This is a genomic window from Rhodoferax sp., assembly GCF_023701345.1.
GTDB lineage: Bacteria > Pseudomonadota > Gammaproteobacteria > Burkholderiales > Burkholderiaceae_C > Rhodoferax.
Window position 1 is genome coordinate 1 of sequence record NZ_JAMPXE010000056.1, and the last position, 21,269, is coordinate 21,269.

At 59.5% G+C, this 21,269-nt stretch carries 23 protein-coding genes and 1 pseudogene; 14 read left to right on the plus strand and 10 right to left on the minus strand.

Annotation, left to right across the window (positions count from 1 at the left end; translation table 11 throughout):
* Together NDI87_RS09355 and NDI87_RS09360 are read left to right on the plus strand one after the other, a co-directional pair.
* A partial coding sequence (locus NDI87_RS09355) for a LysR substrate-binding domain-containing protein (protein WP_296274941.1) occupies positions 1-333 on the plus strand: 333 nt, incomplete at its 5' end.
* Between the two features lie 15 nt (positions 334-348).
* The gene (locus NDI87_RS09360; RefSeq protein ID WP_296274942.1) at positions 349-918 is read left to right on the plus strand and encodes a restriction endonuclease; all 570 of its coding nucleotides are present in this window, start codon (positions 349-351) and stop codon (positions 916-918) included.
* A gap of 33 nt (positions 919-951) precedes the next feature.
* On the opposite strand, the gene NDI87_RS09365 is transcribed toward NDI87_RS09360, so the two are convergent.
* The 5 genes from NDI87_RS09365 to NDI87_RS09385 form a co-directional block, all read right to left on the minus strand.
* Positions 952-1,872 carry a DMT family transporter gene (locus NDI87_RS09365; protein WP_296274943.1) on the minus strand — a complete coding sequence of 307 codons (921 nt, stop codon included), beginning with the start codon at positions 1,870-1,872 and terminating at the stop codon, positions 952-954.
* Between the two features lie 13 nt (positions 1,873-1,885).
* Entirely contained in the window at positions 1,886-2,281 is a 396-nt protein-coding gene (locus NDI87_RS09370; RefSeq protein ID WP_296274944.1) for a thioredoxin family protein, read from the minus strand.
* 7 nt (positions 2,282-2,288) lie between these two features.
* Positions 2,289-3,398 (minus strand): ATP-dependent 6-phosphofructokinase, encoded by a 1,110-nt coding sequence (locus NDI87_RS09375; RefSeq protein WP_296274945.1) that lies wholly within the window; start codon positions 3,396-3,398, stop codon positions 2,289-2,291.
* Positions 3,399-3,471: 73 nt separating this feature from the next.
* The gene (locus NDI87_RS09380; protein WP_296274946.1) at positions 3,472-4,095 is read right to left on the minus strand and encodes a response regulator; all 624 of its coding nucleotides are present in this window, start codon (positions 4,093-4,095) and stop codon (positions 3,472-3,474) included.
* Complete coding sequence (locus NDI87_RS09385) at positions 4,092-6,128, minus strand: PAS domain S-box protein (RefSeq protein ID WP_296274947.1); 2,037 nt, start codon at positions 6,126-6,128, stop codon at positions 4,092-4,094. Before NDI87_RS09385 ends, NDI87_RS09380 begins: the two co-directional genes overlap by 4 nt.
* 86 nt (positions 6,129-6,214) lie before the next feature.
* Between NDI87_RS09385 and NDI87_RS09390 the strand changes: the two genes are divergently transcribed.
* From NDI87_RS09390 to NDI87_RS09435, 10 genes are all read left to right on the plus strand, one after another.
* Complete coding sequence (locus NDI87_RS09390; RefSeq protein ID WP_296274948.1) at positions 6,215-6,709, plus strand: LapA family protein; 495 nt, start codon at positions 6,215-6,217, stop codon at positions 6,707-6,709.
* Between the two features lie 252 nt (positions 6,710-6,961).
* Positions 6,962-8,008 carry an ABC transporter substrate-binding protein gene (locus tag NDI87_RS09395; RefSeq protein WP_296274949.1) on the plus strand — a complete coding sequence of 349 codons (1,047 nt, stop codon included), beginning with the start codon at positions 6,962-6,964 and terminating at the stop codon, positions 8,006-8,008.
* Positions 8,009-8,013: 5 nt separating this feature from the next.
* Positions 8,014-8,901, plus strand: coding sequence for a proline/glycine betaine ABC transporter permease (locus NDI87_RS09400; protein WP_296274950.1), 888 nt, complete (start codon positions 8,014-8,016; stop codon positions 8,899-8,901).
* On the plus strand, positions 8,894-9,985 hold the full coding sequence (locus tag NDI87_RS09405) for a glycine betaine/L-proline ABC transporter ATP-binding protein (protein WP_366028632.1): 1,092 nt from the start codon (positions 8,894-8,896) through the stop codon (positions 9,983-9,985). The genes NDI87_RS09400 and NDI87_RS09405 overlap by 8 nt, the downstream gene beginning before the upstream one ends.
* 57 nt (positions 9,986-10,042) lie before the next feature.
* On the plus strand, positions 10,043-10,495 hold the full coding sequence (locus tag NDI87_RS09410) for an SH3 domain-containing protein (RefSeq protein ID WP_296274951.1): 453 nt from the start codon (positions 10,043-10,045) through the stop codon (positions 10,493-10,495).
* 9 nt (positions 10,496-10,504) lie between these two features.
* Positions 10,505-11,566 (plus strand): mechanosensitive ion channel family protein, encoded by a 1,062-nt coding sequence (locus NDI87_RS09415; RefSeq protein WP_296274952.1) that lies wholly within the window; start codon positions 10,505-10,507, stop codon positions 11,564-11,566.
* 8 nt (positions 11,567-11,574) lie between these two features.
* Positions 11,575-12,597 (plus strand): TRAP transporter substrate-binding protein, encoded by a 1,023-nt coding sequence (locus tag NDI87_RS09420; RefSeq protein ID WP_296274953.1) that lies wholly within the window; start codon positions 11,575-11,577, stop codon positions 12,595-12,597.
* A 110-nt stretch (positions 12,598-12,707) separates the two neighbouring features.
* Positions 12,708-13,685: a TRAP transporter substrate-binding protein gene (locus tag NDI87_RS09425; protein WP_296274954.1), complete on the plus strand. Its 978-nt coding sequence runs from the start codon at positions 12,708-12,710 to the stop codon at positions 13,683-13,685.
* Positions 13,686-13,745: 60 nt separating this feature from the next.
* Positions 13,746-14,273, plus strand: a complete 528-nt coding sequence (locus NDI87_RS09430) for a TRAP transporter small permease (RefSeq protein WP_296274955.1) — start codon at positions 13,746-13,748, stop codon at positions 14,271-14,273.
* A complete protein-coding gene (locus tag NDI87_RS09435) occupies positions 14,270-15,553 on the plus strand; it encodes a TRAP transporter large permease subunit (RefSeq protein WP_296274956.1) in 1,284 nt (427 codons plus the stop codon). The genes NDI87_RS09430 and NDI87_RS09435 overlap by 4 nt, the downstream gene beginning before the upstream one ends.
* Positions 15,554-15,799: 246 nt before the next feature.
* Here NDI87_RS09435 and NDI87_RS09440 read toward each other — a convergent pair whose 3' ends face one another.
* Together NDI87_RS09440 and NDI87_RS09445 are read right to left on the minus strand one after the other, a co-directional pair.
* Positions 15,800-16,720 (minus strand): hypothetical protein, encoded by a 921-nt coding sequence (locus NDI87_RS09440; protein ID WP_296274957.1) that lies wholly within the window; start codon positions 16,718-16,720, stop codon positions 15,800-15,802.
* A gap of 90 nt (positions 16,721-16,810) precedes the next feature.
* The gene (locus NDI87_RS09445; protein ID WP_296274958.1) at positions 16,811-17,386 is read right to left on the minus strand and encodes a hypothetical protein; all 576 of its coding nucleotides are present in this window, start codon (positions 17,384-17,386) and stop codon (positions 16,811-16,813) included.
* Between the two features lie 693 nt (positions 17,387-18,079).
* Between NDI87_RS09445 and NDI87_RS09450 the strand changes: the two genes are divergently transcribed.
* Positions 18,080-19,609 (plus strand): BCCT family transporter, encoded by a 1,530-nt coding sequence (locus tag NDI87_RS09450; protein WP_296274959.1) that lies wholly within the window; start codon positions 18,080-18,082, stop codon positions 19,607-19,609.
* Positions 19,606-19,989: a MarC family protein gene (locus tag NDI87_RS09455; protein ID WP_296274960.1), complete on the plus strand. Its 384-nt coding sequence runs from the start codon at positions 19,606-19,608 to the stop codon at positions 19,987-19,989. The genes NDI87_RS09450 and NDI87_RS09455 overlap by 4 nt, the downstream gene beginning before the upstream one ends.
* 155 nt (positions 19,990-20,144) lie before the next feature.
* Here NDI87_RS09455 and NDI87_RS09460 read toward each other — a convergent pair whose 3' ends face one another.
* The 3 genes and pseudogenes from NDI87_RS09460 to NDI87_RS09470 form a co-directional block, all read right to left on the minus strand.
* Positions 20,145-20,468: a toxin-antitoxin system HicB family antitoxin gene (locus NDI87_RS09460; protein ID WP_296274961.1), complete on the minus strand. Its 324-nt coding sequence runs from the start codon at positions 20,466-20,468 to the stop codon at positions 20,145-20,147.
* The gene (locus tag NDI87_RS09465) at positions 20,465-20,713 is read right to left on the minus strand and encodes a toxin HicA (protein ID WP_296274962.1); all 249 of its coding nucleotides are present in this window, start codon (positions 20,711-20,713) and stop codon (positions 20,465-20,467) included. Before NDI87_RS09465 ends, NDI87_RS09460 begins: the two co-directional genes overlap by 4 nt.
* 352 nt (positions 20,714-21,065) lie before the next feature.
* Positions 21,066-21,269: pseudogene (locus NDI87_RS09470) on the minus strand (hypothetical protein); the annotation flags it as partial.

The window sequence follows — 21,269 nt, forward strand, 5'->3', positions numbered from 1 at the left end:
GCCATCGGCATGAACCAGCACAGCACCCTGCAAACCTTTCTGGCGCAGGTGACGGAAAAACTCGGCAAACCTTTAAAACTGCGCATCCAGCTCGCCAGCTTCGACGCCATGTGCCGCATGATCGGCGCCGGGGTGGGCGTGGGCATCGTGCCCGAAAGCGCCGCGCGCCGCAACCAGGAAGTCATGGGTCTGGCGCTGATCGAGTTGACCGATGCCTGGTGCGTGCGCGAACGCCACATCCTGGTGCGCGACCAGAACAAATTACCGCCTTACGCCCAGTCCCTGATCGATACACTTTGCGCCCATTACGGCCAAAGTACACCCAAAATTTAAAAATCAGCCATTCCCATGAAACTGAAAATGTCCGAAAACTCGCTGTTTGCGGTTTTGCTGCGCTCACCGTGGTGGATCAGCATGGCCATTGTGGCGGTGATCACGCTGTTGTCCTTCGCCCTGCTGCCCAAGCCCTATGTGGCCTTTGGCGTGATGGGCGGCCTGCCGTTTCTGGTGATCGGCATGCTGGCGGCGCGCAAACAATGGCACGCCCCCAGCCCGGCCCGCGTGACCGAGGCATTGACGCGGGCAGGCGCCATGTCGTGGCGGGATTTTTCTGCCCTGATCGAGCAGACCTTTGTCAAGCAGGGCTACGCCGTCAGCCGGCTCAACAGCCCGGCGGCCGACTTTTTGCTGGTCAAGGGCGGCCGCGCCACGCTGGTGAGCTGCAAGCGCTGGAAAGCCGCCAGCCATGGCATCGAGGCGCTGCGCGATCTGGTCGCAGCCAAAGAAGCGCATGAAGCGCAGCAGTGCAGTTACCTCAGCCTGGGCCCCGTCAGCGACACCGCCCGCCGCTTTGCCAAGGCACAAGGTGTGACGCTCGTTTTTGGCACCGATCTGGCGCGCCTGCTGCTGCAAAAATAAGGGCACGGGTCTGCTCGCCGCGCGCTTGACAGGCTATCGGTTTTCCCGGTTCACCAGCCAGATGCCCGAGCACACCAGCCCGAGGGCGAGCACATTCTTCCACTCAAGGATGCTCTCGCCCAGGAAGATGGCGGAAAGAATGGCGCCAAAAATCGGGATCAGGAAATTGAAGATGGTCACCATGCCGACGCGGTTGTATTTGAGCAGGATGGTCCACAAGGCAAAGGCCACCGAAGACAGCACGGCCAGGTAAACCAGCAGGGCGGTCGCTGCCGGCGTGAAACCGGTCAGCGTGCCGCCGGTCAGGTACCCGCCCAGCGTCAGTGCCAGGCCACCGATGGCCAACTGGTAGCCGGTCAGGACGATGGCGTCCATCGACTGCGAGACTTTCTTGCCGTAAATCGACGCCGCCGAAAGAATGAAGGCCGCAATCACCACAAAACCGTCCCCCAGCAGGCTGAAGTCAAAATCCAGCAGGTCCTTGTTGAAATTCACCACCATCACGCCCGCAAAGCCGACCAGGCAGCCGATCACCTTGTTCAGGCTCAAGCGGTCATTGCGGTAGATGTAATGGGCCAGCAGGACGCTGAAAAACGTGCCCGTGCCATTCATGATCGAGCCCTTGACCCCGGTGGTGTAGGCCAGGCCGACATAGAAAAAGATGTACTGGAGCGAGGTTTGCGTCAGCCCCAGCGTGGTGATCTGGCGCAGCTTTTTGCCGTCCAGATTGAAGATCGGGCGGTGCGTCAACTGCGCCATCAGCAACAGCAGCAAACCGGCGATGACAAACCGGTAACCGGCAAAAACCATCTTGGAAGGCACGTCGTCGGCGCCAATGGCAAACAGCGCATAGCCATTCTTGATGGCCGGATAGGCACTGCCCCAAAGCAGGCAGCACAGGCAGGCCAGCAGGATTACCACCTTGCGGCTGGAGAAGAAAGGATGTGCGTTCAAGGCCGTGTCCGGATCAAGAAAAATCGCTTGGCGAAGCCGGCTGGCTGGCCTGAATCCGCGCCAGCGCCGCGTGCAGTTCCGGATCGGCCAGTGCCGTGGCTGCGGCATCCGCTGCCGCGCTGCGCACCAGGCGCTCCAGGGTTTGCGGCTGCGGCGTGAGCGGGCCAAAAAAGCGCGGCGTGTTATCCACGGCGATCAACAGCGTCGGAAAGTCATCCACATCGAGCGGGTGCAACAGGTCGGCCTCGTCCTCCACATCGAGCCAGACAAACTGCGCCTGCGGAAAATCAGCCTGAATGGCCGCTTGCACCTGCGCAAAGCTGCTGCGGTAGTCGCGGCAGACACCGCACCATTCGGCGCACAGGCAGACCACCAGCAAGCGTGGCGCGGCCTGGCGATCCCCGGTCAAAGCAGCCTCAGTCGCCAAAGCAGATCCCCAGATCACGCCCGGTCTGCAAGGTGTCGCAGTCCAGCGGCACGTCCTTCATGCGACCGGCCACCTCTTCGAGCGCCACGTAGTCAACGCCGTGGAAGCCCAGCGCCACCATGATGCCGCTCTGGCCTTCGTCGAGCGCCCGCACCGCCGCCGCGCCAAAACGCAAGGCTGACAGACGGTCAAACGCGGTCGGGCTGCCGCCACGCAACAAGTGGCCCAGCACCACCACACGGGTATCCTTGCCGGTGCGTTCGGCCAGCGCACGGGCAACGCGCTCACCCATGCCGCCCAGACGCTCGGCGTGGCCCATTTCTGCCGGTGCCAGCAGCTCGCGGTGGCCATCTTTGGGTTGGGCGCCTTCGGCCACCACGACGATGGAATACAAACGCCCGTCGCTGTCACGGGCGCGCAGCTTGGCGGCAATTTTTTCGAGGTCAAAAGGAATTTCAGGGATCAAAATGGCGTGTGCATTGCCGGCAATGCCGGTGTGCAGGGCAATCCAGCCGGCATAACGGCCCATCACCTCGACCACCATCACACGCTGGTGGCTCTCAGCCGTGCTGTGCAGCCGGTCCAGGCACTCGGTGGCAAAGCCCACGGCGGTATCGAAACCAAAGGTGGTGAAAGTCTTGTCCAGATCGTTGTCGATGGTTTTGGGCACACCCACCACGCGCAGGCCCTTTTGGTGCAGCGCGTTGGCAATGGTGAGCGAGCCATCGCCGCCAATCGACACCAGCGCATCGATCTCGTGGGTGGCAAAGTAGCTCAGGATTTCGTCGGAGCGGTCGATCTCGCGCACGCTGCCATCGGGCATATTGACCGGAAAATGCAGCGGGTTGCCCTTGTTGGTGGTACCCAGAATGGTGCCGCCCAGGTGGCCAATGCCACGCACCCGGTCACGCGTGAGCCGCGCCACGCCGCCTTCGGAATAGCGTTCGGGAAACAAAATGCCGTTAAAGCCGTCACGAATCCCATAACACTCCCAACCCCGGTTGGCGGCGGCAATCACCACCGACTGGATCACCGCGTTCAACCCGGGCGCGTCGCCGCCGCCGGTGTTGACCGCAATGCGTTTGATGGGTTTGCTCATGTTGAATGTCCTTGGCATAGCGCAATAAATTGCCGCCGATGGCAGCGCAGACGCCATTGTGCCGTGAACCGGGTTAGCCCAATGGTTGCAGGCGACCCAGTTTGTGGGCCAGCTCAACGGCAGAATCAACCCCCATCTTTTCAAAAATATTGGCCCGATGAAACTCCACCGTGCGCGGCGTGATGCCCAGATGGTCGGCAATGTTCTTGTTGTAATGACCGCGGATCAGTTCATCGAGCACTTCGCGCTCGCGCGGGCTCAAGCTGGCCAGCGCCTGGCGCAAGCGCTGCGTCTCGGAATCATCGTGCTGCGCAGCATTGGCCGCCGCCAGGGCCTGCTGCACGCGGTCCACCAATTCGTTGTCCTGGAACGGCTTTTCCAGAAAATCCCAGGCGCCCTGCTTGACCGCAGCCACCGCCGTGCCGACATCGCCATGGCCGGTCAAAAAAAGCACTGGCCAGGGGCAGCCCAGAGCTTTGAGCTGGTCAAAGGTAACGCTGCCCGAGAGCGGCGCCATGCGCATGTCGAGCAACACCACCGCCTGGCCCCAATCGCCCTGCAAGGCACGCGCTGCCGCCAGAAAGGACAGGCCGCCGTCCCAGGTGGCGCTCTGAAAACCGCGCGAACCAAACAGCCAGGCCAGGCCGTCACGGATGTCGGGGTCGTCATCGACGATGTGCACTCGGGGGCGGGTCATGGCAGCTCCTTGCTTGAACGGGGTTTGGCCAGCGGCAGCTTGACAGTAAAACAGGCACCGCCCAGCAGCGGGTCGCGGCTGACCTCGATGCTGCCGTGGTGGGCTTCCACGATCGAGCGACAAATGGCCAGGCCCATGCCCATGCCGCCCTCCTTGCGACTGACAAAGGCGTTGAAGATGGTGGCTTGTGCCTCTTCGCTGACGCCCGGACCGGTGTCGGCCACGGTCAACACGGCCATGCCCTGGTCCAGCCGCAGCCCCACCCAGACTTGCGCGCGCTGGCCACCATGGGGGGCCCAATCTTGCGCGTTGGCCACCAGATTGTTGACCAGGTGCTCAAACAACAGCTCGTCAGCGTCTAACCAGACCGGGTGATCCGGCAGCGCCCAGGCGGGAACAATTGCGCTGTCATCGTCAAACAGCACCAGCACGCGCTGCAAAAATGCCACCATGTCCAGCCGTTGCGGTGACAGTTCTCGCTTGCGCGCAAACGCATTGACACGCTGGATGATGCCGCCGGCCCGCTCGGCCAGCCGGGCCATGCGCGCCACCACCGGCAGCAGCTCGGCCAGATCGATGTTGCCGTCATTGAGCCGGTTGAGCAGGCCATTGGCAAAGCTGCTCAGGGCGCCCAAGGGCTGATTCAGTTCGTGCGCCAGGGTGGAGGCCACTTCACCCACCGCCACCAGACGGCCCGAGGCCTCCAGTTTTTCCTGCTGCTGCGCCGCCATGCGCTGGGCGCGCTTGCGCTCGCTGATGTCAAGCACCGAACTCATCCAGCCAATTTGCTCACCGGCAGCGGTGTTCAGCGGCGCTTCGTGGATCAGCACATCAATCAGGTGGCCGTCCGCGTGCTGAAACTGCACCTCGACCCCTTCACCGCTGGTGCCCTGCGCCAGAATGTCGTCGTGCACCCGCTGCAAGGTATCAATTTGCTCGGCAGGCCAGTACGGAAACGGAATGGTGCGGCCAATCAGCTCGGCCGCGCTGTAGCCCACCATGCGGCAAAAGGCATCGTTCACATACAAGATATTTCCGCCCAGATCCCAGGCGCGCAGGCCAATGGTGACCGAATTTTCCATGGCCGTGCGCAGCGCCACTTGGGCCTGCAGCAATGACTGCACCTGCTGGCGCTTGATAATGTCGCGGCGCAGGGCATACAGACTCACCAACATGCCTGACAAAAACAACAAGGCAACCAGAAAGAAAATTCGCGGCACCGTGGTGGGTTGTGCCTGGGTAAGCGCCACCTGCACAAACAAATCAGTGCCGGGCAAGTCAAGCCCCGCCCGGTAAGCGCTATCTCTTTCTATTTCCGTGTTGGATTCATCGGTAAGCAGTTGCACACGGTGATCCTGTTTGAACCAGCCCGGCACCACCGCAGTCAGCGCGTGATTCAAAGACACCGCCACCAAATAATTACCGGCGAACTGGCCTCGGTCAAAAAAGGGCACAGCCAGCCAGACCACATCGGTCGCGCTGCCATCCGCTTGCAGCATCAAGCCTGCGTAAGCCGCGCGGCGCAAGCCCTGGCTGGTGCTTTGCATCAATGCCAAAGCCGCTGCGTTATCGGGGTGGGCATCCCAGTCAATCGGCCAGCGCTCGGGACCCACGCGCGGGTCATTCAACTGACCCGCCCCAATCCAGCCGCTGGACAAAATCACGCCGGGTTCACGCCACAGCAAACCGGCTTTCAGGTCAAGCGCGTGACCTGAAAGCGAGCTTCCCACCCCCGCGCCCATTTGCACGGCCTGGCGCGACAGTACCAGCAGATCGTCTTCCAGTCGCCGAAAGTGAAACTGCACACTTTGCTCCAGCCACTGGGCTTCGGCAGCACGGCGGCGGGTTGCTTCTTCAGCCTCAAAGTTGGTCAGGTAGAGCAGCAAGGTGACCACCGAAGCCAGCAACAAGGCCAGCAAGCCCAGCAGCCACCACAATGCACGCCGGTTGCGGCTGCCCGTGCGCGCGGCTGACTGTTGCAACAGGGCAAAGTCAAACGAGGCGTCAGCAGCAGGGACGGTGGTTTGGGTCATGGATCAAGCAGGTGGTGCGTGATCCGCATGATAGTCTTTGGTGTACCCTCACAGGCTTGTGTCACAACTCTCGTCAGGAGCCAGCCATGCGTATCCGAAGTTTGCTTTTGCTTTTGGTCATCACGCTTGTTGCCGCCTTTGCGGCACTCAACTGGCATGTTTTTCTGGCCGACACGCCGTTGTCATTGGGCGTCACCACCGTGCAGGCGCCGCTGGGTCTGATCATGCTGGGTTTGCTGATTTTTATGGTGGCGTATTGCCTGGTCTACGTGCTCTACCTGCAGTCCAACGTGCTGCTGGATATGCGCCGCAACGCCAAAGAGTTGCAGACCCACCGCGAGCTGGCCGACAAGGCCGAGGCCTCGCGCTTTACCGAACTGCGCAATTTTCTGGAGGCCGGCATGAAGCAGCGCGCCGAGCAGGACAAGGCGGCGCAGCAGGCGCTGATGGCCCGACTCGACACCATGGAAAACACCTTGCGCAGCAGCGTGGAGCAATCCGGCAACTCGCTGAGTGCCTACATGGGTGAAATCGAAGACCGGCTGATCCCGGACAAAAACGAGCCAGCTTCGCTGCGCTAAAGCCGTCGTTCAACTCGCGGGCTGTGCAGCAGCGCCGGCGAGGGCAAAGTGTCGACTCAACTCGTTCGACATATCAATCGGGATTGATATGCTTGACTTTGTATTAAAAATGCAACAAAATACATTTGTGCAAAAGTAATTTTCTTGCTTTTCTCTCGCACAACACTCCCCGCAATCGCGCTTTTAAACACCCCGGTGTAATGCCCGTTGCGGTGGCGTCTGTATTGAAATTTGAATTCTCAAGGAGCCCTCATGAACAACTTCCCCAAATTCTCTTTGACGGTGCTGGCCGCAGTCGTCACCCTGGCAGCTTGTGGCAAGAAGGAAGAAACCGCAACACCCGCAGCAGCAGTTGAAACGGCAGCAAGCCAGGCCTGCGGCAAGGTCTCGGTGGCCAACATGAACTGGCAGTCAGCCGAAGTGCTGGCGCACATTGACAAGCTCATCCTGAGTAGCGGCTACGGTTGCGACGTGGAGCTGGTGCCCGGCGACACCATGCCCACGCTCACCGCCATGATGGAAAAAGGCAAACCCGACGTGGCGCCTGAAGCCTGGATCAACGCAGTGCGTCAACCGCTGGACGCCGCCGTCAAGGCGGGCCGCCTGCATTACGCCGCCGAAGCACTGAAAGACGGCGGTGTGGAGGGCTGGTGGATTCCCAAATACCTCGCCGACGCCCACCCCGAGATCAAGACCATTGACGATGCCCTGAAGCAACCCAAATTGTTTCCAGCGCCTGAAATCAAGGACCGGGGCGGCATTTACAACTGCCCGGCGGGCTGGAACTGCCAGCTCACCACCGGTGCCGCTTTCAAGGCCTGGGGTGCCGCCAAAAAAGGTTTTGTGCTGGTCAACACCGGTTCGGCAGCCGGGCTCGATGGCTCGATTGCCAAAGCCTATGAGCGCAAGCAAGGCTGGCTGGGTTACTACTGGGCGCCAACATCCATCCTGGGCAAGTACGAAATGGTCAAACTTGACGCGGGCGTGCCCTTTGACAAAAAAGGTTTTGAAGGCTGCAATACCAAGGTCGATTGCGACAAACCCGTCAAGACTGACTGGGCCAAGGCCGAGGTGTTCACTGTGGTCACAGACCGCTTCAAGAAGGCCGGGGGCCCAGCCATCAGCTACCTGGAAGCCCGCAGCTGGCGCAACGACACCGTCAACCAGTTGCTGGCCTGGATGAGCGACAACCAGGCCACCGGTGAAGACGGTGCCAAGTACTTCCTGAAATCGCAACCAGAGATCTGGACCACCTGGGTGACCCCGGACGTGGCCGAAAAAATCAAGGCCAGCCTTTGAGCGCCATGAATACCCTGGTTGACTTCCCCACCATGGGCGCCGAGCAGCTCAGCAGCTTGCGGCGCTTCATTGACGGCGGCTTCCGAAGCTTCTCGCGCGAGTACGGCGAGACGCTGGAGCACCTGTTTGACCCGCTGCGTGAGTTCCTGATTTTCTCGGAGCGCCTGCTGACCCAGTCGCCCTGGCCCATTGTGATTGGCGCGATTGCACTGATTGCCTGGCTGGCTTCGCGTTCCATGAAGATCACACTCGGCACGGTGCTGACCCTGCTCGCCATTGGCTACTTTGGCATGTGGGTCGACACCATGAAGACGGTCTCGATGATCTTTGTCTGCACCGTCGTGGCGCTGGCCGTGGGCTTGCCCATTGGCATTGCCATGAGCCGCTGGGACCGGCTGCAACGCGCCATCAACCCGGCCCTGGACGTGATGCAGACCATGCCGAGTTTTGTTTATCTGATCCCGGTGGTGATGCTGCTGGGCATTGGCCGGGTGGCAGGCATGATCGCGGTGGTGGTCTATGCCATTCCGCCGGTGATCCGTTTCACCAACCTCGGGATCCGGCTGGTCAGCAAGGACCTGCTCGAAGCGGCTGACGCGTTTGGCGCCTCGATCTGGCAAAAAATGTTCAAGGTGCAACTGCCGCTGGCGCTGCCGACCATCATGGCCGGCATCAACCAGACCATCATGCTGTCGCTGGCGATGGTGGTGATTGCGTCAATGATTGGGGTGCAGGGCCTGGGGCAACCGGTGCTCAAGGCCATTGCCAACCAGTACTTCACCATGGGCATGTTCAACGGTCTGGCGATTGTCGGCATTGCGATCATTTTTGACCGCGTGTCGCAAACCTACGGCAAGCGCCTGCAGAAACACCTGGAGGTGGTGCATGGTTGAGCCAATGACCCCAACATCCGCCGCCAAGGCCGGGCCGGACAGCGTGCCCAGCAACGCGGTCGGCATCTCGATCAAGCACCTCTACAAAATCTTCGGCCCGAATCCGGCGCAGCACCTGGCTGCCGTGCAACAAGGCATGAGCAAACAAGAGTTGCGCGACGTGCACGGCCATGTGCTGGGCCTGCGCGACATCAATATCGACATGCCTGGTGGCGGCATCCAGGTGGTGATGGGCTTGTCGGGCTCGGGCAAAAGCACTCTGATCCGGCACATCAACCGCCTGATCGAACCCAGCGCCGGCGAGCTCTGGGCCGGTGAGCAAAATGTGATGGTCATGAGCCCGCGTGAATTGCGCCATTTCCGACGCGAGCGCACCGCCATGGTGTTCCAGAACTTTGCCCTGTTCCCGCACCTGACGGTGCAGGAAAACACCGAATACGGCTTGCAGGTGCAACACGTCAAGCACAAAAAGCGCCGCGACGCCGCCGTGCGCTGGATCGAGCGCGTGGGCCTCAAGGGCTACGAAGACAGCTACCCCAACCAGCTCTCAGGCGGCATGCAGCAGCGTGTGGGCCTGGCCCGCGCCCTGACCAACGACGCGCCCATTTTGCTGATGGACGAGGCTTTTTCAGCGCTCGACCCGATGATCCGCAGCGACATGCAAACCGTGCTGCTGGACCTGCAACAAGAGCTCGGCAAAACCATTGTCTTCATCACCCACGACCTTGAGGAAGCGCTGCGCCTGGGCGACCGCATTGCCATCCTGCGCGACGGCGAAGTCATTCAACAAGGCACCGGGCAGCAAATTGTGCTCAAGCCGGCCGATGACTACATCATCAGCTTCACCAAGGACGTGAACCGCGGCCGCGTCATTCGTTGCCGCACCCTGATGACCCCCGGCACGACCGTGGACGGGCCAACGGTAGACGCCAGTCTGGTGATTGAGGAAGTCGCCCGCGTGCTCAGCGCCGAGGGCAAGGAAGCGGCCAACGTGGCCAACAGCCGCGGCAAGCTGTTGGGCAGCATCACCATGAGCGACCTGATCGCCGCCATGGTCCCGCCCAAGGCGGAAGAAGTCACCTAAGCCAGCGCAAATTCGTCCTTGGTTTCAAGGCTATACCTATACAGATAAAGGAATCTCATGTTGAGTTTGAAAAAATGGTCGCGTGGACTGATAGCTCTCACACTTTTTTCATCAGCCGCAGCGCTGCAAGCCAGGGAGATGGTGAGCGTGGCCCGACCCGAGGTCAATATGCGCACCGGCGCTGGCACCCGACACGCCACACTGTGGGAACTCACCCAAGGCTACCCGCTGGAGGTCACCGGCCGCAGCGGCAACTGGCTTAAAGTACGCGACTTCGAAAACGATGCCGGCTGGGTTTACCGCCCGCTGGTCAACAAAACACCCCATGTCATTGTCAAGTCGCGCGTGGCCAATGTGCGCAGCACGCCCGGTACCCGTGGCCGTGTTCTCGGCAAGGCTGACTACGGCGAAGTGCTACACAAGCTGGAACAGCGCAATGGCTGGGTCAAGGTGCAGCGCGAAAGCGGAGTCAAGGGATGGATCGCACGCCATCTACTTTGGGGCTGGTAAGAAACGCCCATGTTCCGACAACTCATCACCCTCAACACCCTGCAGGACTGGTCTTATGCGCTGCTGGCTGCGGCCGCCTTCATGCTGCTGCTGTTCATGCTGCGCTGGCTGGTGCTGTGCCACCTGGAGCGGGTCGCCAAAAACACCGAAACCGTGATTGACGACTTCCTCATTGACGTGTTGTCGGCCACCCGCATCTTGCTGGCAACCGCCGTCGGACTGTATCTGGGGGCCCACTTTTTGAACCTGCCCACCGTGCTGGAGAAATGGGTGGACCGCATATTCCTCACGGGAATGATTGTGCAAGTGGGTTTTTGGTCAAGCCGAGGGCTGATGTTCTGGCTGCGCCATCATTTCTCGCAAGGTGAAAAAGCCGACGAAGGTGCGCGCAGCATGAGTTTGTCGCTGCTGTCATTTTTGGGGCGGGTAGTGATCTGGGTACTGGTGCTGCTGATGATCATGGACAACCTGGGCATCAACGTCACCGCGCTGGTGGCCAGCCTGGGCATTGGCGGCATTGCCATCGCTTTGGCGGTACAAAATATCCTGGGCGACCTGTTTGCCTCGCTGTCGATTGCCATTGACAAGCCGTTTGTGATTGGTGACTTCATCATTCTGGGCGAAGAAATGGGCACCGTGGAGCATGTCGGACTGAAGACCACGCGCATCCGCAGCCTGGGCGGTGAGCAAATTATTTTGTCCAACAACGACCTGCTGAAAAGCCGCATCCGCAACTACAAGCGCATGCAAGAGCGCCGCATCGTGTTTGCCATAGGCGTCACCTACGACACACCGGCCGACCAACTTGAGGCAATTCCAAAATTGATCGAGCAAGCCGTCAAGGCCCAAACCCATGCGCGCTTCGACCGATCCCATTTCAAGGGCCTGGGCGCGTTTTCGCTCGATTTTGAAACGGTCTTTTATGTGCTGCTGCCCGATTACGGTGTGTACATGGATGTGCAACAGGCCATCAACCTGCAGCTGGTGCGCAACTTTGCCGAGCACGGCATTGCGTTTGCCTTTCCGACCCAAACCCTGCACCTGCACCGTAACCCGACCGCCGCCGCATAATGCCGGCCATGCGCTCCTTGCCCGATGCTGTCAGTCGCCGAACCTGGCTTGCCGCCCTGGCCGGGGTTGCGGCCCTGCCCAGGCGCGCCGGCGCCGCCGCCACGCCGGAGATCACGCTGCGTTTTTCGCATGTGGTGGCCGAGGAAACCCCCAAGGGCCTGGCGGCCAACCGCTTCAAGGTGCTGGTCGAGCAGCGCAGTGGCTCTCGCATCGGTGTGCAGGTCTTTCCCAACGCGCAGTTGTACGGCGACCATGACGAAATGCAGGCGCTGCAACTCGGCGCGGTGGATCTGGTGGCGCCATCACTGTCCAAGTTTGGCCGCATCGGGCTGCCCGAGTTCGAGTTGTTTGACCTGCCGTTTCTGTTTGACGACCTGGCTGCTGTGCGGCGCATTACCCTGGGGCCGCTGGGGCAGAAACTGCTGCAAGGTTTGCCGCGCCAGGGGCTGGTGGGCCTGGGCTTTTTTGACAATGGCTTCAAGCAGATGAGCGCCAACCGGCCGCTGCGTGAACCCGGGGATTTTGTGGGCTTGCGCATGCGGGTGCAGGCCTCCCGGGTGATTGCCGCGCAAATGCGGGCCCTGGGCGCGCGTCCGGTCACGCTGCCCTTCAGTGAAACCCGCCGCGCGCTCGCCACCGGCGTGGTTGACGGCACCGAAAATCCGGTGTCCAACTTCTGGACCCAGGCCATGCACGAAGTGCAGAGCGACATGAGCCTGACCAACCACGGCTACCTGGGCTACGCGGTAGTCTCCAACCAGCGTTTCTGGCAACACCTGCGGCCTGACGACCGCACCCTGATCAACCAGGCGCTGCAGGAAGCGCTGACCTTTGCCAACCAGATTGCCGACACCCAGAATGACCACGCCCTGCAAGCCTTGCGCCAGGCTGGCAGCACGCACATCCACAGCCTCACATCGGGTCAGCGCACGCGCCTGCGCCAGGCGGTGCAACCGGTACAGCGGCAACTGGCCAGCCGCATTGGATCCGACTGGATGCGTGATTTGCAACAGGCCTTGCGTAAGACCTGACTCTGCTGCAGGGTAAACCCTAGCTGTTGAACGCCACAGTTGTTGGCGCATGCGCAGCCATCTAAAGTCCGCTCGTCGTTCAAGACTTTTAACTACTCGAGGAGACTCTCATGAAATTGAAACTGGTTGCCGCTGGCGTTTTGCTGGCTTTCGGTTTGGGCGCACAAGCTTCCCCGCTCATCATCAAGTACAGCCACGTGGTGGCAGACGTCACGCCCAAGGGCCAGGCCGCCTTGAAGTTCAAGGAACTGGCTGAAAAGAAACTGCCGGGCAAGGTTGAGATCCAGGTCTTCCCCAACAGCCAGTTGTTTGGTGACGGCAAGGAAATGGAAGCGCTGCTGCTCGGCGACGTGCAGATTCTGGCCCCCTCACTGGCCAAGTTTGGCAAATACACCAAGCAGATCCAGATTTTCGATTTGCCCTTCCTGTTCACCGACATCCAGGCGGTGGATCGTTTTCAGGGCAGCAAAGAAGGCTTGGCGCTGCTGAACTCCATGGAGAAAAAGGGCATCAAGGGTTTTGGCTTTTTGCACAACGGCATGAAGCAACTCTCGGCCAACAAGCCTTTGGGCCTGCCGTCTGATGCCAAGGGCCTGAAGTTCCGCATCCAGCCGTCGGACGTGCTGGAAGCCCAGTTCAATGCGGTCGGTGGCAACCCGCAAAAGCTGGCCTTTGCCGAGGTCTACCAAGCGCTGCAAACCGGCGTGGTCGATGGCACCGAGAACCCCTGGTCCAACATCTACAGCAAGAAGTTCCACGAAGTGCAAAAGTACATCATGGACAGCAACCACGGCGTGCTGGACTACATGGTGATTGGCAACGCCAAGTGGTGGGCCGGCCTGCCACCCGACATCCAGAAGGGTCTGACCGAAGCCATGACCGAGTCCATCAAATTCGGCAACAAGGTGGCCTTTGAAGAAGACATGGCGTTCCGCGAAAAAGTGCTCAAGGACAACAAGGCCAAAGTCTTGCCCATGAGCAAAGAGCACCTGACCGCCTGGCGCACCGCCATGCAACCGGTGTGGAAGAAGTTTGAAGGCGACATCGGCAAAGACCTGATCGACGCGGCCCTCAAGGCCAACAAGTAAACCACCGCCTTCACCTGAAGCCAACACCCCGGCCAGTCCGGGGTTTTTTTGGGGTATTTCATGAAAATTCTGGATCACCTGGAAGAGTGGATCATTGGGCTGATGCTGGCCGCCATGACCGCGCTGACCTTTTTGCAGGTTGTGATGCGCTATGTGTTCAACAGCGGTTTTTCCTGGGCGCTTGAGCTCACCACCGTGTTTTTTGCCTTCATGATCTTTGTCGGCATTTCTTACGGGGTGCGTGTCGGTTCGCACATCGGTGTCGATGCGCTGGTGAAGATGATGCCGCACAACACGCGGCGTAATGTCTCGATTCTGGCGGTGCTGCTGAGCCTGTTGTACGTGGGCCTGGTGCTCACGGGTGCCACCACGTATGTGATGAAAATGCAAGAAGTGGGCATTGAGTTTGAAGACATGCCGATCGAGCGCTGGCAGGTGCTGATCATCATGCCGCTGGGCTTTTTGCTCACCGGTTGGCGTTTCATGCAAATTTTGATCGGCCTGCTCACCGGCAAAACCGACAGCCTGCATCTGGCCGACGAAGCCGCCGAGGCCATGCGACTCAAATCTGAAGAGGCCCCAACATGAACACCCTGGTACTTTTTGCTGCGCTGTTTTTCTGCATGGCCATCGGCATCCCGATTGCTGTGAGTCTGGGCTTGTCGAGCCTGCTGACCATCTTTTTCTTCTCGCAGGATTCCCTGGCCTCGATGTCGATCAAGATGTTTGAGACCAGTGAACACTACACGCTGATGTCGATCCCGTTCTTTGTGCTGGCCGGCGCCTTGATGAGCACTGGTGGCGTGGCCAAGCGCATGGTGGCGTTTGCCATTGCGGCGGTGGGCCATTTGCGCGGCGGACTGGCCATTGCGTCCATTCTGGCGTGCATGCTGTTTGCGGCGGTGTCGGGGTCGAGTCCGGCCACGGTGGTGGCGATTGGCTCCATCGTGATCGCCGGCATGGTCAAGAACGGCTACCCGATAGGGTTCGCCGCCGGCGTCATCTGCAACGCGGGTACGCTCGGCATCTTGATTCCGCCGTCGATCGTGATGGTGGTCTATGCCGCCGTGACCGAGGTGTCGGTGGGGCGCATGTTCATGGCGGGCGTCATCCCGGGTCTGATGCTGGGCCTGATGCTGATGGTGGCAGTCTGGTGGCGTGCCGGCAAGCTCAAGGTCAAGCCGCCGCCCAAGGCCAGCGTGCCTGAAGTGTTGCGTGCCTTCAAAGACTCGATGTGGGGGCTGGCGCTGCTGGTCATCATCATGGGCGGTATTTATGGCGGCATCTTCACGCCCACCGAGGCGGCTGCGGTGTCGGCAGTCTATGCCCTGGTGGTGGCGGTGTTCATTTACCGTGATTTGTCTGCCAAGCAAATACCCCACGTGTTTCTGGAGGCCGCGCGTACCACGGTGATGCTGATGTTCATCGTGGCCAACGCGCTGCTGTTTGCCCACGTGCTCACCACCGAGCGCATTCCGCAAACCATTGCCGAGCAGATCATGAGCATGGGCATGACGCCTTGGATGTTCCTGTTGGTGGTCAACATCATTTTGCTGATCGCCGGTAACTTCATGGAGCCGACCGGCATCATTTTGATTCTGGCGCCCATTTTCTTCCCGATTGCCACCCAGCTCGGCATTGACCCGATCCACCTCGGCATCATCATGGTGGTGAACATGGAGATTGGCATGGTGACGCCACCGGTGGGGCTGAATCTGTTTGTCACCAGCGGGGTCACGGGCATGAACCTGGTGCAGGTCACCAAGGCGGCGTTGCCGTGGCTGTCGGTGCTGCTGGTGTTCCTGGTCCTCATCACCTACATCCCGCAAATCACGCTGTTCCTGCCCGACATGATCTTTGGCAAATAGGGGCTGCTGGGCATGATGTAGCCCGAGCCCATTTGCTTCTCAAAAAGCCCGGCGTTGACCGGGCTTTTTTACGTCTCGGGTTTGGTTTGGCTATTTGCCCGAGAAACGTTGGAGTCCCAATATAGGCGAAGATTTCGAATGCTTGGCGGTTGACCGCAAAGGCCCGAAGCCGACCCTCAGATTTCAGGATACCTGTCATTCAACGTCGGAAATCAGCCGCGCCAAGGCGTCGGCTGGATTGACTTGTTAGGTCACACTTGGTTTTCTCTGAATGCGCTCAACAAGCGGTATTGAACTTGCAACGACAACTTTGCAAATATCTCTGAGCATATGGCGACTTGCCGCCTGACCGAAGCGCATGGCATCTTTGTCAAGAATGAGAACAAGCCCTTCTTCGGCTCGCTCAGGATTGCCAAAATGCACTCCTCCGTCTGCATTTGCTGCCGCCCGGATCACGTCTTTGACAGTGATTGTGCGATTCTTTGACTCAAATACCTGAAGCTTTAGGAACTGTTCCAAGTTGACATTCTTTAGAAGTTCCTCTGGAACGTCATGCGGAGCAATATTGTTCCAAAGCTTGTCAAAATCCATGGGCGGTGGCTCGCCAGAGCCAACAACACGAAACTCAACCTTCAACCGATGCCGTTCGTTTGCTTTATGGAGCAGCCCATCCAACAGTAGCAGCCTTAGGTCAGCACTGCTTTTCAAAAGTACGTACCAATCATGTGATGTGGCAGCGTCAGCCAAATCACCCATTGTGCGAATAAATAAAGCCTCCGCATGAGTCGCATGCGGGGGGATATCACTGGCAAATGCAATGTATTCTGGAGCTGCGGAAGCGGATTGTGAACGCAACGGAAAGCAGCCTTTCTCTCTTGAGCCAACTGGCGCGCACTCGATCTCAATGCCATTGATTTGAATGCTTAGTCTCGACGGAGCATAGTTGATGCTTGCCACTATCTTGAACGATCCCTCTGGGCTGATGATATCGGTCTCATAGTCCTCATGCATCCCGCTTCGAATTACCCGAAGACCCAGCGATCCATCAGGAAGGCCAATGAACAGAAATTGGCTGCTGTTTATTGAATCGCTGACTAGTACAGTTGCCTGAGGAATAGGCCATGTATCGAGCGACATTCCAAAGCAAGCAAAAAAATCATCGGGCATGCGCAAGGCTCCTGTGCGGTCTAACGAAGTAACCGGCGGACCATAGGCGGGCGACCACCCGCCGCAGGGACGTCCGCGTTGACTGCCATGTTAGCCGGCACGCGCCGCCGCCTTTTCGGCCATGTAGTACCGACCGAGGTGATACGCAGTCTGCGTGATGCAGTTGCGGTAGTGAAATAGAACGCCACAGAAGGCTCGAAACATGAAGAACGAAAATGCGCCGGAAGTGGCCATCCGCTGAAACTGGCCGCGCTTGTCAGGATCAGCGTGTGCAATGCCCCCGTAGAACACCACGTCAAATAGTTCCCGATTAGTTGTTCGGTCAACTCCTGGCAATACGACAAGACTTTGCTCGTCAAGTCTGAGATGGAGTTCATTGACCGCTTGAGCAATGCCCTCGCGCTCTGCCTGGTGCTGGGCTGGCCAACCTTGGGAAAGCTGATGGATCCTGCGGACTGAGAAGCCGTCGCGATCTTGAATCAGCAATCGCAGATTCAGGCAGAACGCCTCTAGCTCATCCTGGTTTAGGTTCGGATGATCGAGCCAGTTGCCGTCGGCGAATCGCCGCAGGTCCACCTCGACCTGAGGCGTCCTGAGCCACACCCAGAATCGGCTTCTCTCCAAGCGGAGCGCTCGTTCAAGGAATAGCTCGTACGTGCTCAACATGGTTTGCGCCGGCTAACGTAATGTAGACCGTCGGATATCTTGGGCTGCCAGGATATCCGACGGGATATACCCGAATTCCACCCGTGGATACTGATGACCGATAAAGCGGCAAGGCGCATACCGCGGTGATCCGTAGCCAATTCCCCAAGAAATTGAAGTCATTTGCCTCCCTTTGAATCCTGTCGCCTATCCTGGCGAACTTTGGTCAACGTCGAGTTCATTTTCTCGACGTTTCATGCCGCCCGACTATAGCCCAGTGGATAACGCCCCCGAATGTCGGCTTCCGCTGCGTTGCGGGTCCGCATTTCTCGACAATGCTTATTGTCAATTTAAAGTCATCTTCGGAGAAATGTGGCGGACTCCAGACCCATGGTTGGTGCAGAGATATAGGAACGGCTCGTTCCAAACCTGCCAATGGCGCTGTCATATCCCAGGCGCGTGGGCCACCGCTGTATGAGGACTTTGATGCGCAAATAGGTGAGGATGTTAAATTCGAGCCAGACTAGGAACTGGAAGCACAACTGGCCCCTCGACTACGAGGTCGACCAGCGCGTCAACTGGTGACTGGACGAAGCGGCGGTTCAGACGCGATGCGGAGCAGGTCTGTGCCTGCGCTGCCCACCGCATATGCTCGATACTTGGTCTCATTCGGTTGAATTTGTCGCTCGTTTTTCCCTTGAGAGAAAGTCCTTCATGCAACTCTACTTCTCGGCCGGGCTCATCCTGGCCATTGTCTTGTGGGGTGTCATCGACCCCAACTCACTAGGCGGGGTATTCGACACGATGCTGGCCGTCATCACGCGCGACTTCGGCTGGCTCTACCTGTGGGTGGTGCTGAGTCTGGTGGTGCTGGCGATGGTGCTGGCTTTCAGCCGCTACGGCGACCTCAAGCTCGGCACGGAGGATGATGAGCCAGAGTTCTCCATTACGTCCTGGTTCGCCATGCTGTTTGCCGCCGGCATGGGCATCGGCCTGGTGTTCTGGGGTGTGGCCGAGCCGGTCTCCCATTACGGTGCGCCACCGCCTGGTATTGCGGCAAACACGCCCGAGGCGGCCAACGCCGCCATGCGCTACAGCTTCTTCCACTGGGGCCTGCACCCCTGGGCGGTCTACAGCATCGTGGCGCTGGCCATTGCCTTCTTCCAGTTCCGCAAGGGTGGCTCCGCGCTGGTGAGCACCGCGGTCGAGTCGTTGCCGTGGGCCCCGCTGAAGAAGCTCGGCCCGGTGGTCAACGTGCTGGCCGTGATCGCTACCGCCTTCGGCGTGGCGGCGTCGCTGGGCATGGGCGCGCTGCAGATCAACAGCGGCCTGAATTCGCTCATGGGCCTGCCGGTGGGTAGCGCCTCGCAGGTGGGCATCATCGTGGTGACCACCGTGCTGTTCCTGGCCTCGGCCGTCACCGGCGTCACCAAGGGCATCAAGTGGCTCTCCAACATCAACCTGACGCTGGCCGCGCTGCTGACGCTGGCGGTCTTTGTGATGGGACCGACCGTGGCCATCATCGACACCTTCACCAGCACGCTGGGCAGTTACCTGAGCGAGTTCGTTCGCATGAGCCTGCGCATGACGCCATTCCGCGACAGTGGCTGGGTCAGTGGCTGGACCGTTTTTTACTGGGCCTGGTGGGTCAGCTGGTCGCCGTTCGTGGGCCTGTTCATCGCGCGTGTTTCGCGCGGCCGCACCATCCGTGAGTTCATCCTGGGCACCGTGCTGGCACCCACGTTGGCCGCCTTTGTTTGGTTTTCGGTATTCGGCGGCACCGCCCTCAACCAGGAAATCATGCAGGGTCTGCCCATGGCTGAAGCCGTGGGCGCTGACGTGTCCACTGCGATGTTTACCTTGTTCGACGCGCTGCCCATGAGCGGCCTGCTCAGTGGCGTGGCCACGATCCTGGTGCTGGTGTTCTTCGTCACCTCAGGTGACTCAGCCACCCTGGTGCTGGGCATGATGAGCACCGGCGGCCAGGCCAACCCGAGCGCGCGCGTGAAGGTCATCTGGGGCCTGCTGGTCTCAGGCATTGCCGTCAGCCTGTTGCTGGCCGGTGGTGTGAAGGCGGTGCAGACCGCCACCATCGTGTTTGCCTTGCCATTCACGCTGGTGATCGTACTTATGGCAGTGGCCCTGTGGCGCGGCGTGCGCGACGACTGGGACGACGAACAGAAGCGCGACAAGATGCTGCGTCGGCGCATGAAAAACCTGCTGGACCAGCCTCCCGTTGCTTGACCTCCGAATTGCTGCTGGCGGCGGGTAAAAGCTACCTGTTCGTGTTCGCCGCCATCCTGCCGATCTTGAATCCGGCGGCCACAGCGCCGATTTTTCTGGGGCTGACCGAGGGCGCCTCGCCCAGCACCCGCGCGCTCCTGGCTCGGCGTATCGCGCGCAACATGTTTGCGCTCATGGTGGGCTCGATGCTGGTGGGCTCCTACGTGCTGGAGTGTTTCGACATTTCGCTGCCCATCGTGCGCGTGGGGGGCGGACTCATCGTCGCTGCGGCGGCATGGCGCCTGCTCAATACCAACCATGCCAGCGAGGACCGCCGCACTGCTTTAGCCGAGTCGTACACGCCCGAGCAGGCCCCCGGCGCTAGGCTTTCTACCCACTGACTTTCCCTGGAGATCGCCGAGCAGTCTGAAATTTGATTGGCGTCGGGAGTCCAGCACCCAAAAGTCGTTTGATTGCTGGGCTTCCCGTAAGCGGGTATTCGTGGTGGTCGGCTAACGCTGCAACCCGGTCGCCCACTGACTCCATTGATCGACGCTCAGGCCGCCAACTTCGCACTAGCCAGTCGATTCAAGCTGACGCCTTGCTCGGCAGCCATTAGTGCTAGATTGCGGTGGACCAGCGGCGGGATGCGCACGCGGAACTCGCCGCTATAGTTTTTCTCGGCCAGTGCCGCCGGCACGGTTTCGCCACTCGCTTGCATGTCGAGTACCACGTCGGCCACCACCTTCTGGATACCCTTTAGCGCCGCCTCTGGCGTTTTGGCCAACCAGCTCAGCGAAGCAAATTCGGCGCAAAGGCCGACGTGTTCGCCATCTTCGGGCGACCAAGTGACACGATAGGTGTAGTGTTTGATGTTCATGATCTGTCTTTTAATTGTTCGATGGCTTGAAGGACTTGCCTGACTTGATAGGGCTTCGCCCTGCCTTTGGCATTCTGGATATTTACACGCGGGTCGCCAAGCCAAGGAGTCTTGAAAATGGAGTGGCTGCTACCGTCTTGCCGGGGCTTGCCAAAGTAGGTCTCGCACACCTTCTTCAAATCATTGAAGCGCACATTTGCTGGCTCACGACGCATCTGTTCCAGCAGTTTTTCAGTGTTTGTCATAGGGCATTCATGGTGCCATTAATGGCACCATATGTCAACTCTCTCATATGTCAACTCTCTCTTTTCCCCTGTGGCTACTTTCATAAGTATGTTCGGTTTCGCTGGAGGGCGACTCCGAACTTCTGCTCCCGCTGCAATTCTGGTTCACATCTTTCTTCGGACCAGCCGTTCATTCTTGCACCTCAGTCTCCGGGCAAGTTGACTGGCGGTCATAGGCCCAGTGCCAATACGGGGCCAGACGTAGGAAGACGTGCCCACCCGCCAGATCACGTCGGGGTGGTGAGTTTGAGACCGAGAAGTATTACGCTCACCACCCATGTCCACGCGCGAAAGCACCATTCCCGCTACTGATTTATCTGGCGTCCGCCACATACGGGTTGCTGCGCCGCTCGCGCCCGAACGTGCTCTCGGGGCCATGGCCGGGGATCCCGAGTTCGACACCAAATCCAGTTTTTCCCGTTTTTTGACCACCCACTGTCAATAAAATCAAATACTTAGAATTGCCTCCATAAAATTTCTGTAGTGGCAATTTTGTATAACAAATGTGTTGGCAATA

Coding starts and splice junctions, on each gene's coding strand:
- NDI87_RS09360 (WP_296274942.1), top strand. CDS start 349: ATGAAACTGAAAATGTCCGAAAACTCGCTGTTTGCGGTTTTGCTGCGC.
- NDI87_RS09375 (WP_296274945.1), bottom strand. CDS start 3,398: ATGAGCAAACCCATCAAACGCATTGCGGTCAACACCGGCGGCGGCGAC.
- NDI87_RS09380 (WP_296274946.1), bottom strand. CDS start 4,095: ATGACCCGCCCCCGAGTGCACATCGTCGATGACGACCCCGACATCCGT.
- NDI87_RS09385 (WP_296274947.1), bottom strand. CDS start 6,128: ATGACCCAAACCACCGTCCCTGCTGCTGACGCCTCGTTTGACTTTGCC.
- NDI87_RS09390 (WP_296274948.1), top strand. CDS start 6,215: ATGCGTATCCGAAGTTTGCTTTTGCTTTTGGTCATCACGCTTGTTGCC.
- NDI87_RS09395 (WP_296274949.1), top strand. CDS start 6,962: ATGAACAACTTCCCCAAATTCTCTTTGACGGTGCTGGCCGCAGTCGTC.
- NDI87_RS09400 (WP_296274950.1), top strand. CDS start 8,014: ATGAATACCCTGGTTGACTTCCCCACCATGGGCGCCGAGCAGCTCAGC.
- NDI87_RS09405 (WP_366028632.1), top strand. CDS start 8,894: ATGGTTGAGCCAATGACCCCAACATCCGCCGCCAAGGCCGGGCCGGAC.
- NDI87_RS09410 (WP_296274951.1), top strand. CDS start 10,043: ATGTTGAGTTTGAAAAAATGGTCGCGTGGACTGATAGCTCTCACACTT.
- NDI87_RS09415 (WP_296274952.1), top strand. CDS start 10,505: ATGTTCCGACAACTCATCACCCTCAACACCCTGCAGGACTGGTCTTAT.
- NDI87_RS09420 (WP_296274953.1), top strand. CDS start 11,575: ATGCGCTCCTTGCCCGATGCTGTCAGTCGCCGAACCTGGCTTGCCGCC.
- NDI87_RS09425 (WP_296274954.1), top strand. CDS start 12,708: ATGAAATTGAAACTGGTTGCCGCTGGCGTTTTGCTGGCTTTCGGTTTG.
- NDI87_RS09430 (WP_296274955.1), top strand. CDS start 13,746: ATGAAAATTCTGGATCACCTGGAAGAGTGGATCATTGGGCTGATGCTG.
- NDI87_RS09435 (WP_296274956.1), top strand. CDS start 14,270: ATGAACACCCTGGTACTTTTTGCTGCGCTGTTTTTCTGCATGGCCATC.
- NDI87_RS09440 (WP_296274957.1), bottom strand. CDS start 16,720: ATGCCCGATGATTTTTTTGCTTGCTTTGGAATGTCGCTCGATACATGG.
- NDI87_RS09445 (WP_296274958.1), bottom strand. CDS start 17,386: ATGTTGAGCACGTACGAGCTATTCCTTGAACGAGCGCTCCGCTTGGAG.
- NDI87_RS09450 (WP_296274959.1), top strand. CDS start 18,080: ATGCAACTCTACTTCTCGGCCGGGCTCATCCTGGCCATTGTCTTGTGG.
- NDI87_RS09460 (WP_296274961.1), bottom strand. CDS start 20,468: ATGAACATCAAACACTACACCTATCGTGTCACTTGGTCGCCCGAAGAT.
- NDI87_RS09465 (WP_296274962.1), bottom strand. CDS start 20,713: ATGACAAACACTGAAAAACTGCTGGAACAGATGCGTCGTGAGCCAGCA.